Source organism: Pseudomonas sp. Soil_N_39, from assembly GCF_057655955.1.
In genome coordinates this window covers 1-12874 of sequence record NZ_JBDGLI010000003.1, presented here as the reverse complement: position 1 = coordinate 12874, position 12874 = coordinate 1, and the positions used below count along the sequence as shown (strand labels likewise).

Here is a 12874-nt window from a genome sequence, read left to right as displayed (position 1 = left end):
TCTACCTCAGCTTCAGGGTGGCAAGGCCGATCAGCACCAGAATCACGGTGATGATCCAGAAACGGACGATCACACGCGGCTCGGGCCAGCCCTTGAGTTCAAAGTGGTGGTGGATCGGCGCCATGCGGAATACGCGGCGGCCGGTCAATTTAAAGGAAGCAACCTGAATGACGACTGACAGGGTCTCCATCACGAACACTCCGCCCATGATGAACAGGACGATTTCCTGGCGAACGATGACGGCGATGGTGCCCAGGGCCGCGCCCAGCGCCAGCGCGCCGACGTCGCCCATGAAGACTTGCGCCGGGTAGGTGTTGAACCACAGGAAGCCCAGGCCGGCACCGATCAGCGCACCGCAGAACACGATCAACTCGCCCGCCCCCGGCACATACGGGATCAGCAGGTATTCGGCGAATTTCACGTTACCCGACAAGTAGCAGAAGATCCCCAGCGCGCCGCCGACCATAACCGTCGGCATGATCGCCAGGCCGTCGAGGCCGTCGGTGAGGTTGACCGCGTTGCTCGAACCGACGATCACCAGGTAGGTCAGCACGATGAAACCTGCGCCCAGCGGGATGCTGTAGTCCTTGAGCATCGGCAGGATCAGGGTGGTCTCCACCGGCGAGGCAGCGGTCATATAAAGGAAGATCGCCGCGCCGAGGCCGAACACCGACTGCCAGAAATACTTCCAGCGGCTTGGCAGCCCACGGGAGTTCTTCTCGATGACCTTACGGTAGTCGTCGACCCAGCCGATGGCGCCGAAGAACAGGGTCACCAACAGCACGACCCAGACGTAGCGGTTCGCCAGGTCAGCCCAGAGCAAGGTGCTGATGCCGATGGACGACAGGATCAGCGCGCCGCCCATGGTCGGCGTACCGGATTTGGACAGGTGCGATTGCGGGCCGTCGTTACGGACCGACTGGCCGATTTGCAGGTTCTGCAAAGTGCGGATCATCCACGGGCCCAGGAACAGCGACAACGACAACGCGGTCAGCACACCCAGGATCCCGCGCAGGGTCAGGTACTGGAAGACCGCGAAGCCTTTGTGGAACTGTTGCAGGTACTCCGCTAGCAGCAGCAGCATTAATGTTTCTCCATGGCGGTGCCGCACAGGGCCGCGACGATGTTTTCCATCGCTGCGCTGCGTGAACCCTTGATCAATAAGGTGGTGTTCGGGTCCTGCTCGGCGCCCAGGGCCTGGATCAGTTCGGCCTGGGTGGTGAAATGCCGTGCGTGGTCGCCAAACGCGGCGACCGCATGGGCCATCATTGGACCAACCGCATACAGTGCATCGACCTTGCCGCGTGCATAGGCTCCGACGTCGTGATGGCCCTGTTGCGCCCATTCGCCCAGTTCACCGATATCCCCCAGCACCAGCACGGTACGGCCGGAGAAACCGGCGAGGATGTCCACGGCCGCGCACATGGACGACGGGTTGGCGTTGTAGGTGTCGTCGATCACGCGCATGCCGTTGCTGGCCAGTTGCGCGACGGAGCGACCCTTGACCGGCTGCACGGCGTTCAACCCGGCGACGATGCCCGGCAGCGACACGCCCAGGGCATGGGCGGCAGCCGCGGCGGCCAGGGCGTTGGCAACGTTATGGGTGCCCAGCAGGTTCAATTGGACCCGCTCGGCGCCGTCGGGGCTGTGCAGGTTGAAGGCCGGGCAACCACGGGCATCACGGTCCAGGTCGCTGGCGTAGAAATTCGCGGCGAGGTTGCTCAGGGCAAAGGTCAGCACCTTGCGCTCCCCCGCCCGGGTCTTCCAGATTTCGAAAGCCTTGTCGTCGAGATTCAACACGGCGACGCCATTGGCATCCAGCCCCTCGATGATCTCGCCCTTGGCCTCGACGATTTTTTCCGGGCCACCGAACTCGCCGACATGGGCGGTCCCGGCGTTATTGAGCACCGCCACATGAGGCTTGGTCATGGCCATGGTGTAGGCGATCTCGCCGAGGCGCGAAGCCCCCAATTCAATAACGGCGGCGCTGTGTTCCGGCGCCAGTTCCAGCAAGGTCAGCGGTACGCCAAGGTCATTGTTCAGGTTGCCACGGGTCGCCAGCACCGGACCACGGGTGCGCAGGATGCTGGCAAGCATTTCCTTGACCGTGGTCTTGCCGCTGGAGCCGGTGATGGCCGCGACCGGGTTGCCATACGCCGCACGGTTCAACGCACCGAGCTGGCCCAGGGCCTGCCGAGTGTCGTTGACAAGCAATTGCGGCAACGTACTGTTGCTCACTTCCCGCTCGACCAGGGCCGCGACCGCACCTTTGCCCGCGACCTCGTTCAAGTAATCGTGACCATCGAAACGCGGCCCGGTCAGGGCGACGAACAATTGCCCCGGCGCGATCGCCCGGCTGTCGATGCTGACACCGTCGAAGCTGGCGTCCGTACCGATGAGGCGTGCATTCAGGGCGTTGGTCAGTTCGCTGAGTTTCAGGGCCTTAAGCATGGGCCACCTCCCACGCGGTCAGGGCGTGATCGGCTTCCACCAGGTCGGAAAACGCATGGCGTTCGCCGTTGATTTCCTGATAATCCTCATGGCCCTTGCCGGCCAGGACGATGACATCGTCCGCCGAAGCGCTGGCGATCAACTGGGCAATGGCCTCGCCGCGTCCGGCGACGAAGGTGACGTTATCCACAGCGGTAAAACCGGCGCGGATGTCGTCGAAAATCCGCAGCGGGTCTTCGCTGCGCGGGTTGTCGTCGGTGACCAGCACGCCGTCTGCCAAGCGCTCGACCACTTCGGCCATCAGCGGGCGCTTGCCGCGGTCGCGATCGCCACCGCAGCCGAACAGGCACAGCAACTTGCCCTTGGCATGAGGACGCAGGGCCGTGAGGACTTTTTCCAACGCGTCGGGGGTATGGGCGTAATCGACCACCACCAACGGTTGGGCACCACCGCCCAGGCGCTGCATGCGCCCGGCTGGCCCTTCCAGTTTTGGCAACACCTTGAGAATTTCGTCCAGCGCATAGTCCAGGCCGAGCAATGCGCCGATGGCCGCCAATACGTTGCTCAGGTTGAAGCGACCCAGCAAGGTACTGCGCACATGGTGCTCGCCCTGGGGCGTGACCAGCGTGGCGCGCACGCCTTCGTCGTCGAACTGCGCCTGACGTATATAAAGGTAGGCGCTGGCATCTTCCAGGCTATAGGTGATCAACCGGGACTCGCGCTTGTCGGCGGCCAGTTGCCGACCGAATTCGTCATCGAGGTTGATGACCCGGCACTTCAAATCATTCCAGGCAAACAGCTTGGCCTTGGCTTCGCCGTAGGCCTGCATGGTGCCGTGGTAATCCAGGTGGTCCCGGGACAGGTTGGTCAACACCGCCACATCGAATGCCAGCGCCGTCACTCGGCCCTGGTCCAGGCCATGGGACGAAACTTCCATCGCAACGGCCTTGGCACCGGCCTTTTTCAGGTCCGCCAGGGTCGCTTGCACGGCAATCGGGTTCGGCGTGGTGTGCAGGCCGCTTTCCAGCGCACCATGAAAACCGTTGCCCAAGGTGCCGACAATGCCGCAATGCTGGCCGAGCAGGTCCAAGGCCTGGGCCACTAGTTGGGTCACGCTGGTCTTGCCGTTGGTGCCCGTCACGCCCACCAGGTTCAGGTGGCGGCTCGGGTCGCCATAAAAACGCCCGGCGATGTCCGACAGCTGCGCCGCCAGGCCCTTGACCGGAATCAATGGCACGTCAGTGATTGGCAGCACGGTGGCGCCTTGCACTTCATAAGCCACGGCAGCCGCGCCACGCTTCAGGGCGTCGGCGATATGGTCGCGACCATCGACACGGGCGCCCGGCACCGCCAGGAACAAGTCCCCAGCACGTACATTACGGCTGTCCAGGGCCAATTCGCGAATCAGCAGATCGTGACCGGCGTGGGCAAAAATCTTGTTCAGGCTCAGGGACATCAGCCACGCCCTCCTTCGGCTTTCAAGGGAATGACCGGTGCGGTATTGGCCTGCTGGGTCGGCGGCAGGTTATCCGGGGTAATGTTCATCAGGCGCAGGGTGCCGGACATCACTTTGCTGAACACCGGCGCCGAGACCAGGCCACCGAAGTAGCCCGCCTTGCTCGGTTCGTCGATGACCACGACGATGGCGTAGCGCGGGTCGCTCATCGGGCCGAAGCCGGCAAACAGCGAGCGGTAGGAGTTCTCGGCGTAGCCTTTGGTGCCCACGGAGGTTTTACGGGCCGTACCCGATTTTCCTGCCACGTGGTAGGCCGGCACCTGGGCGCGATAGACACCGCGCGGCGCCTCGATCACCTGTTGCAGCATGCCCTGCATGGTCTTGGCGACGTTTTCCGGGATCACCTGGGTGGTCTGCGGCGCCTTGTCGGTCTTGATCAGGGTCAGCGGCGCCATGCGCCCGTTGTTCGCCAACGCGGAAAACGCGTGGACCAACTGGATCGCGGTCACGGAAACACCGTAGCCGTAGGACAACGTGGCGGTTTCAGCCTTGCGCCAGTCACGGTAGTTCGGCAGGTTGCCAACACGCTCGCCCGGGAAGCCCAGGCCTGTGTCCTGACCGAGGCCGATTTTCTGGGCCAGCCGATAGATCGTTTCCCCGCCGATATCGAAGGCGATCTTGCTCATGCCGACGTTACTGGAGTTGATCAGGATGCCGGTCAGGTCGAGCACCGGGCCTTCGGTCTTGGACACGTCGCGGATGGTGTACTTGCCGATCTGCAGGGTGCCTGGGTACACCTCGACGGTGTCGCTCGGCTTCCAGCGCCCGGTTTCCAGGGCGGCGGCCATGGACACGGCCTTCATGGTCGAACCCGGCTCGAACACGTCGATCATCGCGCGGTTGCGCATCATCGCCGGTTGCAGGTTGCGACGGTTGTTCGGGTTGTAGGTCGGCTGATTGACCATCGCCAGGATCTCGCCGGTCTTCACGTCCATGATCACCAGGCTGCCGGCCTTGGCACCGTTCTCGACGATGGCATTGCGCAGCTCGCGGTTGGCCAGGTATTGCAGGCGCAGGTCAATGGACAACGCCAAGGGCTTGCCGGCCTTGGCGTTTTTGGTGACTTGGACATCCTTGATCAGCCGGCCGCGCCGGTCCTTGATGACCTGTCGCTTGCCGGCGACCCCGGCGAGCCATTCGTCATAGGCCAGTTCGACACCCTCGCGCCCTCGATCATCGATGTCGGTGAACCCGACCATGTGGGCGGTGACTTCACCGGCCGGGTAGAAACGCCGGAACTCTTCGATGCCGTAGACACCGGGCACTTTCAAGTCGAGCACGCTCTGTCCCTGCTCGGGCGTCAAGCCGCGCACCAGATAAATGAACTCCTTGTTGGCCTGGGCTTCGAGGCGTTCGGCCAGGGCCTTGGGATCCTGCCCGAGGGCGGCGGCCAGCGCCGGCCACTTTTCCTTGGCCTGCTGCATTTCCTTGGCGTTGGCCCACAAGGTGGTCACCGGGGTGCTCACGGCCAGGGGTTCGCCATTGCGGTCGGTGATCAGGCCACGGTGAGCCGGGATCGGAATATGACGCACACTGCGGGCATCGCCCTGTTCCTTGAGGAAGTCACGGTCGACGACCTGCAGGTCGATGATGCGCCAAGAAATCGCCGCCACCATGAGCCCGAGCAAGCCCAGGACCAGACGAAACCGCCACGGGAACAGCGCCCCTTCGAGTTTCATCATGGCGCCACCATCTGCACTTCGGCGGCGCCGGGAATGCGCATTTTCAACTGTTCGGTGGCCAAGACTTCGATACGGCTATGGGCGGTCCAGGTGCTTTGCTCCAGGATCAACCGGCCCCACTCGGCCTGCGCCTTGTCACGCACGCTCAGCTCGCTGTAAAGATTATTGAGCAACTGCCGGTTCCAGTGCGCGCTATAGGAAACGGCGATGGCCGACACGAGCACGCCGATAAACAGCAACAGCATGAAAAAGCTGCCGCCGGGCAGGGGCTTGGCGAAGAGCTTGCTCACCGCAACTTCTCCGCGACACGCATGACGGCGCTACGGGCGCGAGGGTTAGCCTTGAGTTCGGCGTCGGACGCGAACTGCGCTTTGCCATGGATCTTGATTTTCGGCACGAAGGCTTCGAAACGCACCGGCAGGTTGCGCGGCAGGTTATCGGCTTCACCCTTGGTGAGCTTGCGCATGAACAGTTTGACGATGCGGTCTTCCAGGGAATGGAAGCTGATCACCACCAGGCGACCGCCGATCTCCAGCGCTTCCAGCGCCGCCTCGAGACCCACTTCCAGATCGCCCAGTTCGTTATTGACGTGGATGCGCAAGCCCTGGAAAGCCCGGGTCGCCGGGTTCTTGCCCTTTTCCCAGGCCGGATTGGCAACCTTCAGCACCTCGGCCAGGTCGCCGGTGCGCTCGAAAGGCTTGATGTCGCGGCGCTCGACCACGGCGCGGGCCATGCGGCCGGAGAAACGCTCTTCACCGTATTCCTTGAAGACACGGGCGATTTCTTCCACCGGGGCGGTGTTGACGAATTCGGCGGCGCTGATCCCACGGGACGGATCCATGCGCATGTCCAGCGGGCCGTCATTGAGAAAACTGAAGCCGCGCTCCGGGTCGTCCAGTTGCGGCGAAGACACGCCCAGGTCGAGCAGCACGCCACTGACCTTGCCGGCCAGGCCACGCTCGGCAACTTCCGCGCCCAGCTCGGCAAAGCTGCGCTGCACAACGACAAAGCGGCCGTCTTCGGCCGCCAGCGCTTGCCCGGTGGCAATCGCTTGAGGATCCTTGTCGAACCCCAGCAACCGGCCGCCCGGACCAAGCTGGCTGAGAATCAACCGGCTGTGTCCGCCACGCCCGAACGTGCCGTCCAGATAGCAGCCATCAGGACGTACGGCGAGAGCCTCGACGGCTTCGTCAAGCAGTACGGTGATGTGGTTAAAGCCGCTATCAATAGTCACAGGATCAAATCACGCAGTTCATCAGGCATGGCGCCCGGTTGTTGAATAGCAGCAAGGTCAGCGGCAGAAACCGCATTCCAGGCATCTTCGTCCCACAGTTGGAACTTGTTCAGTTGGCCCACCAGCATCGCGCGCTTGTCCAGCTTGGCGTACTCGCGCAGGCGCGGTGGCACCAGGAAACGACCGCTGCCATCGAGTTCGAGGTCGACGGCATTACCGATCAGCAAGCGTTGCAGGCGGCGGTTTTCTTCACGCAGCGAAGGCAGTGCGCGCAGTTTGGTTTCGATGATTTCCCACTCATCCAGAGGGTAAACACACAAACATGGGTCAACGGCGTCGATCGTGACGATTAACTGCCCCGAACTTCGCGAAACGAGCTCGTCACGATACCGGCTGGGCATGGCGAGCCGGCCTTTTGCATCGAGACTGATAGCGTTAGCTCCGCGAAACACGTCAGCGTTTCTCCACTTTTTGGCGTTTTACCTTCAAAAAAACCCACTTCATGCCACTTTCCGCCACTTGCGCACACTATAGGAATGCGCCCACCGCACCGTCAAGGCGCGTAATGAAGGAAAAGCCTTATAGATCGGAGATTTAGGAGCGTTTCAGGAGGGGTAACAAGAATCTGACGTAGGAAAATTCGCCTCAACCTGAAGCAGCACAGGGGACTGCGCGCACAAGTTAAAGTGATTTGTTAAGAGTAAGATTTTTTTGGTATTAGGAACTGCGTCTGCCAGTGATTCCGGCAGGAAGGGAAAAGGTGGAGAGTCGATCTGTAAGCCGGGTTCTGTCTTGAACAGTCATTCGTCTACGATGGCCATCACTGGACATCTTTAGCAACCTACCCGGTCCCAGCGCGGGCCACGCCTTGGGACCCTATTTGGTCTTGCTCCAAGTGGGGTTTACCTAGCCACGAACTGTTGCCAGCCGTGCGGTGCGCTCTTACCGCACCTTTTCACCCTTACCGGCGCCGAAACGCTTAGGCGGTTATTTTCTGTGGCACTTTCCGTAGGCTCACGCCTCCCAGGCATTACCTGGCACTTCGCCCTATGGAGCCCGGACTTTCCTCCCCCCCCTAATTCTCATAGAGGGCAGCGACTGTCCGATCGACTCTCCGCCGCGAAGGTTAACGGTAGAGCGCTTGAAGAACAAGCGCTAAAAGCCCCGGGCCAGCACCGCGTCCCGGTTTCACTGGTCTTTCTGTTTTTCCAGTGCGACCTGATACAGCACATTCTTGCGCTCGCCCGTGATCTGCGCCGCAAGGGCCGCGGCGCGCTTGAGGGGCATTTCCTCGAGCAGCAGGTTCAGGACGCGCATCGCCTCGCTACTGACGGCGTCCTCGCTTTGCGGCGGCGTCCAACCTGCCACCAGCACGACACACTCGCCGCGCTGCTGGTTGCTGTCGCCTTCGACGAAGGCGCGCAATTCGGCCAACGGCAGGCCCTTGAGGGTTTCAAAGGTCTTGGTCAACTCACGGGCCAACAGTGCCTGGCGCTCGGGGCCGAACACCAGCTCCATGTCTTGCAGGCATTCCAGGATGCGGTGCGGTGCCTCATAGAAGATCAACGTGCGCGGCTCTTCCTTTATAGCTTCCAAGCGTGCCCGCCGCCCCACCGCCTTGGCCGGCAGAAAACCTTCGAAGATGAAACGGTCCGACGGCAGGCCTGCCGCCGACAGCGCCGCGATCAACGCGCAAGCCCCCGGCACCGGCACCACGTTGATACCAGCCGCCCGGGCCTGGCGCACCAGATGGTAGCCGGGGTCGGAAATCAACGGCGTACCCGCATCGGAAATCAGCGCGACGTTATCGCCTGCCAACAACCGGGTAATGAAACGACTGCCTTCGTCTCGCTCATTGTGTTCATGACAGGCCGCCAACGGCGTGGAGATGCCGAAATGTTGCAGCAGGCGCTGGGAGTGGCGGGTGTCTTCAGCCGCGATCAGCGCCACCTCCTGCAGGATTTTCAGCGCCCGAGCACTGATATCGTCCAGGTTGCCGATGGGCGTCGCCACCACATAAAGCGAGCCGGCAGCGGAATTCAAAGCACCTGGAGCAGTCAAAACGCGCACCTCATGATCGTAAAAACCGCCATTGTAGCGTGTAGCGGCGGTCTCGGCTGTTCGCGGTAACGGGCAACCCGAGGCAATGTTGCTCGCTGGAAGGTGCACAAGCCTTTGTGGCGAGGGAGCTTGCTCCCTCGCCACAAAGGGTCAATACCTCGCCTTTTGTGCTGCGCCGCACTCTTTGAAATACCTAAATTGATCGATTCACGCCACTAACATCGCGCCCCGGCCAGTGCTTGGGTACAATTCGACGCTAATTTGATCTCGTATCAGGAACACTTACATGATCGCTTGCCTGCGGCTGCTCTCCGCCCTCTGCCTCGCTGCCCTCCTGGCGGCCTGCGCCAGCTCGCCCTCGTCCAGCCTTGGCGAACTTCCACGCACCCCGGATGCCAGTATCGAGCAGTTGCTCGAACAGGCCAACCAAAGCAAAACCCCGGAAAAAGCCGCCCTGCTGCGCCTGAGCGCCGCAGACCTGGCCTACCGCCAGGGCAATGCCGGCCAGTCCGCACAAATCCTGCAACAAGTGCCGATGGAACAACTCAAGCCCGGCCAGCAGATTTTCGCCAGCACGCTGTCGGCTGAACTGGCGATGACCCGCAACCAGCCCAAGGCCGCACTGACCGCCCTGAGCCACCCAAGCCTGCAACACCTGAGCGAAATGCCGGTGGAGCAGCAGGTCCGCACCGGCACCGTTCGCGCCCGCGCCCTCGAGGCCGATGGCCAGACCCTGGCCGCCGCCAAGGAGCGCATCTTCATCGCGCCTCTGCTGGAGAACGACGCCGCGGCGAAAAACCACGAAGCCATCTGGTCGCTGATCGCCTCCCTGCCCACCGATCAGTTGCAGCCAGCCTCCAACGATGACCTCGGGGGCTGGCTGAGCCTGGCCCAGGCCGTCAAGACCGCCGGCACCCTGGAACAGCAGCAGGCAGCCATCGACCACTGGCGCGAACAGAACCCGAAACACCCCGCCGCCCTGCAACTGCCGACGCCCCTGGTCAAACTCAAGGAGCTGGCCAGCCAGCCACTGAGCAAGATCGCCCTGCTGCTGCCACAGAGTGGCCAGTTGGCCGCGGTTGCCAAGGCCTTGCGTGAGGGTTTCATGGCCGCGCACTACCAGGCCCAGCAGGCCGGGCAGACGCCGCCAAGCATCCAGTTCTACGACAGCGCCAGCCTGACCTCCATGGACGAGCTCTATCGCAAGGCCCAGGCCGACGGCGTGCAACTGGTCATCGGCCCGCTGGAAAAACCCCTGGTCAAGCAGATCAGCACCCGCCCGCAATTGCCGATCACCACCCTGGCGCTGAATTACAGCGAAGGCGAACAAGGGCCACCGCAACTGTTCCAGTTCGGCCTGGCACCTGAGGATGAAGCCCGTGAAGTGTCCCGTCGCGCCCGCGCCGATGGCCTGCACCGCGCAGCTGCCATGGTGCCGAAGGGCGAATGGGGCGATCGTGTACTGAAGGCCTTCAGCCAGGACTGGCAGGCCAACGGCGGCACCATCGTCGCCATCGAACGGGTCGACCAGCCGGTCCAACTGGCCCAGCAGATCGCCGACATGTTCCAGTTGCGCCAGAGCGAAGGTCGCGCCAAGAGTCTGCAAAGCACCGTTGGCACCACAGTCGCGGCACAGCCGTCCCGTCGCCAGGACATCGAGTTCATCTTCCTGGCCTCGACACCGCAGCAGGCCCAGCAGATCAAGCCGACCCTGAACTTCCAATACGCCGGCGACGTGCCGGTCTACGCGACGTCTTCGGTGTTCAGCGCCAGCGGCGACCAGAACCAGTACAACGACATGAGCGGTATCCGTTTCTGCGAGACCCCGTGGCTGCTCGACGCCAATGACCCGTTGCGCAAGCAGGTCACCGCGCAGTGGCCCCAGGCGGCTGGCAGCCTGGGTCGGTTGTACGCGATGGGCGCGGACGCCTATCGCTTGGCACCACGCCTGGGCCAGCTCAAGACGTTGCCGGACAGCCGCATCGAAGGCCTGTCGGGCAGCCTGGCCGTGTCTCCCACCCAGCGTGTACAGCGTCAACTGCCATGGGCCGAGTTCGTCAACGGCCAAGTGCAGCGCCTGCCGGACACCCAGCGCTGATGCCTGACCGATCACGCCAGCAAAGCGGACGGGATGCCGAGGGCCAGGCCCTCGCGCATCTCCAGCAACACGGCCTGCGGCTGGTGGCGCAGAACTGGTTGTGCAAACGCGGCGAGCTTGATCTGGTCATGCTTGACGGCGATACAGTAGTATTCGTCGAAGTCCGCTACAGAAAAAATACCCAATGGGGTGGCGCGCTCGACAGCATTGACGAGCGCAAGCGCCGGAAGCTGGTGTTCGCCGCGCAGTATTTCCTGCAACGCGAATCTCGCTGGGCCGATTATCCCTGCCGCTTCGACGTGGTTGCCATCGACAGCGACGCCGCCCAGTTGAACTGGCTGCAGAACGCCTTCGACAGTTGAGCGCCCATGCCGAGCCGGACACCTTCACCTAACTCTTTTGCTCTTTGCTTTGCGCGCCGCACATGTTTGTGCCCATAAGCCGCGCTACTTAAGGTCACACAGATGGACATGCAATCGCGAATTCGCCAGCTTTTTCAGGCCAGTATCGACACCAAGCAACAGGCGATGGACGTACTTGCACCGCACATCGAGCAAGCCAGCCAAGTGATGGTCAACGCCTTGCTCAACGAGGGCAAGATGCTTTCGTGCGGCAATGGTGGCTCGGCCGGCGACGCCCAGCACTTCTCCTCGGAACTGCTCAATCGCTTCGAGCGTGAACGCCCGAGCCTGCCGGCGATCGCCCTGACCACCGACAGCTCGACGATCACCTCGATTGCCAACGACTACAGCTACAACGAAGTCTTCTCCAAACAGATCCGCGCCCTGGGCCAACCCGGCGATGTGCTGCTGGCAATTTCCACCAGCGGCAACTCGGCCAATATTATTCAAGCGATCCAGGCCGCACATGATCGCGAAATGATTGTCGTAGCATTGACCGGTCGTGACGGCGGTGGCATGGCATCACTGCTATTGCCCGAAGACGTCGAGATCCGCGTACCGGCCAATGTCACCGCACGTATCCAGGAAGTCCACCTGCTGGCGATCCACTGCCTTTGCGACTTGATCGACAGCCAACTGTTCGGGAGTGAAGAATGACCCCTAATCGCCTAGGCCTTCTGGCCCTGACCCTATGCCTCGGCATCAGCGGCTGCACATCGGTGGTTAACGCCAGCCGGGAAAAGCCGATTGAAGACGACCGCGGCACCCGCACCTTCGGCAGCAAGATCGACGACTCCCTGATTGAAACCAAGGTCGGCGTGAACATCGCCAAGGCCGACCCGGACCTGGACAACAACTCGCACATCGTCGTTACCAGCTTCAACGGTGTCGTGCTGTTGGCCGGCCAGACCCCGCGTGCCGACCTCAAGGCCAAGGCCGAGCAGGAAGCCAGCGCCGTGCAACGGGTCAAGACCGTGCACAACGAACTGCAGGTCCTGCAACCTTCCTCGCTGCTGGCGCGCCAGAATGACGCCTGGCTGACCACCAAGATCAAGACCCAGATGCTCACCGACGCCAGCATTCCTGGCTCGCGCATCAAGGTTGTGACCGAGAATGGCATTGTCTATTTGCTGGGGTTGTTGACCAAGAAAGAGGCCGCGCAGGCGACTAATTTGGTGCAGGGTGTGTCCGGGGTGCAGAAAATCGTCAAGTTGTTTGAGTACATTGACTGATACTTCAGTGGCCCAAGAAAAACGGCGCTTCTTCCGAGACGGAAAGCGTCGTTTTTTTTGGCTTCGTTTTTTGGTGTCGGCGTGTATATCCGTTGCTGCGGTAACGGCGGCTTAGGGTTCCGCCCTTACGGCCATCCCTTTCAAGGTCTTTTCGTTTTGGCGGCCTTGATTACCCGGTCCGTTGAAACATGTGCATGCA

General features: G+C 62.0%; 12 protein-coding genes and 1 other RNA gene. 4 read left to right on the top strand and 9 right to left on the bottom strand.

Translation table 11 applies throughout. The features are described from left to right. Position 1: 1 nt before the first annotated feature. The 9 genes from mraY to rsmI form a co-directional block, all read right to left on the bottom strand. Positions 2-1084, bottom strand: a complete 1083-nt coding sequence (gene mraY, locus AC3A5O_RS04870) for a phospho-N-acetylmuramoyl-pentapeptide-transferase (RefSeq protein ID WP_053124966.1) — start codon at positions 1082-1084, stop codon at positions 2-4. Further along, the gene (locus AC3A5O_RS04865; RefSeq protein ID WP_487752902.1) at positions 1084-2451 is read right to left on the bottom strand and encodes a UDP-N-acetylmuramoyl-tripeptide--D-alanyl-D-alanine ligase; all 1368 of its coding nucleotides are present in this window, start codon (positions 2449-2451) and stop codon (positions 1084-1086) included. Before AC3A5O_RS04865 ends, mraY begins: the two co-directional genes overlap by 1 nt. Then, positions 2444-3907, bottom strand: a complete 1464-nt coding sequence (locus AC3A5O_RS04860; RefSeq protein WP_122567009.1) for a UDP-N-acetylmuramoyl-L-alanyl-D-glutamate--2,6-diaminopimelate ligase — start codon at positions 3905-3907, stop codon at positions 2444-2446. The genes AC3A5O_RS04865 and AC3A5O_RS04860 overlap by 8 nt, the downstream gene beginning before the upstream one ends. After that, positions 3907-5646 carry a peptidoglycan D,D-transpeptidase FtsI family protein gene (locus tag AC3A5O_RS04855; RefSeq protein ID WP_163006792.1) on the bottom strand — a complete coding sequence of 580 codons (1740 nt, stop codon included), beginning with the start codon at positions 5644-5646 and terminating at the stop codon, positions 3907-3909. Before AC3A5O_RS04855 ends, AC3A5O_RS04860 begins: the two co-directional genes overlap by 1 nt. Then, a complete protein-coding gene (ftsL, locus tag AC3A5O_RS04850) occupies positions 5646-5939 on the bottom strand; it encodes a cell division protein FtsL (protein WP_305468366.1) in 294 nt (97 codons plus the stop codon). The genes AC3A5O_RS04855 and ftsL overlap by 1 nt, the downstream gene beginning before the upstream one ends. Beyond that, complete coding sequence (gene rsmH / locus AC3A5O_RS04845; RefSeq protein WP_163006791.1) at positions 5936-6883, bottom strand: 16S rRNA (cytosine(1402)-N(4))-methyltransferase RsmH; 948 nt, start codon at positions 6881-6883, stop codon at positions 5936-5938. Before rsmH ends, ftsL begins: the two co-directional genes overlap by 4 nt. Further along, entirely contained in the window at positions 6880-7335 is a 456-nt protein-coding gene (mraZ, locus tag AC3A5O_RS04840) for a division/cell wall cluster transcriptional repressor MraZ (protein ID WP_003205355.1), read from the bottom strand. Before mraZ ends, rsmH begins: the two co-directional genes overlap by 4 nt. A 308-nt stretch (positions 7336-7643) precedes the next feature. Continuing rightward, an RNA gene (gene rnpB, locus AC3A5O_RS04835) (RNase P RNA component class A) lies at positions 7644-7997 on the bottom strand. 74 nt (positions 7998-8071) lie between these two features. Then, a complete protein-coding gene (rsmI, locus tag AC3A5O_RS04830; RefSeq protein ID WP_487752901.1) occupies positions 8072-8944 on the bottom strand; it encodes a 16S rRNA (cytidine(1402)-2'-O)-methyltransferase in 873 nt (290 codons plus the stop codon). Between the two features lie 286 nt (positions 8945-9230). On the opposite strand from rsmI, the gene AC3A5O_RS04825 reads away from it, so the two are divergent. The 4 genes from AC3A5O_RS04825 (at position 9231) to AC3A5O_RS04810 (ending at position 12675) form a co-directional block, all read left to right on the top strand. Further along, a complete protein-coding gene (locus tag AC3A5O_RS04825; RefSeq protein ID WP_122567013.1) occupies positions 9231-11042 on the top strand; it encodes a penicillin-binding protein activator in 1812 nt (603 codons plus the stop codon). Next, positions 11042-11404, top strand: coding sequence for a YraN family protein (locus tag AC3A5O_RS04820; RefSeq protein ID WP_122567014.1), 363 nt, complete (start codon positions 11042-11044; stop codon positions 11402-11404). The genes AC3A5O_RS04825 and AC3A5O_RS04820 overlap by 1 nt, the downstream gene beginning before the upstream one ends. 102 nt (positions 11405-11506) lie before the next feature. Continuing rightward, entirely contained in the window at positions 11507-12100 is a 594-nt protein-coding gene (locus AC3A5O_RS04815; RefSeq protein WP_007928463.1) for a phosphoheptose isomerase, read from the top strand. Beyond that, positions 12097-12675: a BON domain-containing protein gene (locus AC3A5O_RS04810; protein WP_003178201.1), complete on the top strand. Its 579-nt coding sequence runs from the start codon at positions 12097-12099 to the stop codon at positions 12673-12675. Before AC3A5O_RS04815 ends, AC3A5O_RS04810 begins: the two co-directional genes overlap by 4 nt. The last annotated feature ends 199 nt before the right edge of the window (positions 12676-12874 follow it).

What these genes read in the sequence shown, in the direction of transcription:
- mraY (WP_053124966.1), bottom strand. Translation starts at nt 1,084, where the DNA reads ATGCTGCTGCTGCTAGCGGAGTACCTGCAACAGTTCCACAAAGGCTTC.
- AC3A5O_RS04865 (WP_487752902.1), bottom strand. Translation starts at nt 2,451, where the DNA reads ATGCTTAAGGCCCTGAAACTCAGCGAACTGACCAACGCCCTGAATGCA.
- AC3A5O_RS04860 (WP_122567009.1), bottom strand. Translation starts at nt 3,907, where the DNA reads ATGTCCCTGAGCCTGAACAAGATTTTTGCCCACGCCGGTCACGATCTG.
- AC3A5O_RS04855 (WP_163006792.1), bottom strand. Translation starts at nt 5,646, where the DNA reads ATGAAACTCGAAGGGGCGCTGTTCCCGTGGCGGTTTCGTCTGGTCCTG.
- AC3A5O_RS04825 (WP_122567013.1), top strand. Translation starts at nt 9,231, where the DNA reads ATGATCGCTTGCCTGCGGCTGCTCTCCGCCCTCTGCCTCGCTGCCCTC.
- AC3A5O_RS04820 (WP_122567014.1), top strand. Translation starts at nt 11,042, where the DNA reads ATGCCTGACCGATCACGCCAGCAAAGCGGACGGGATGCCGAGGGCCAG.
- AC3A5O_RS04815 (WP_007928463.1), top strand. Translation starts at nt 11,507, where the DNA reads ATGGACATGCAATCGCGAATTCGCCAGCTTTTTCAGGCCAGTATCGAC.
- AC3A5O_RS04810 (WP_003178201.1), top strand. Translation starts at nt 12,097, where the DNA reads ATGACCCCTAATCGCCTAGGCCTTCTGGCCCTGACCCTATGCCTCGGC.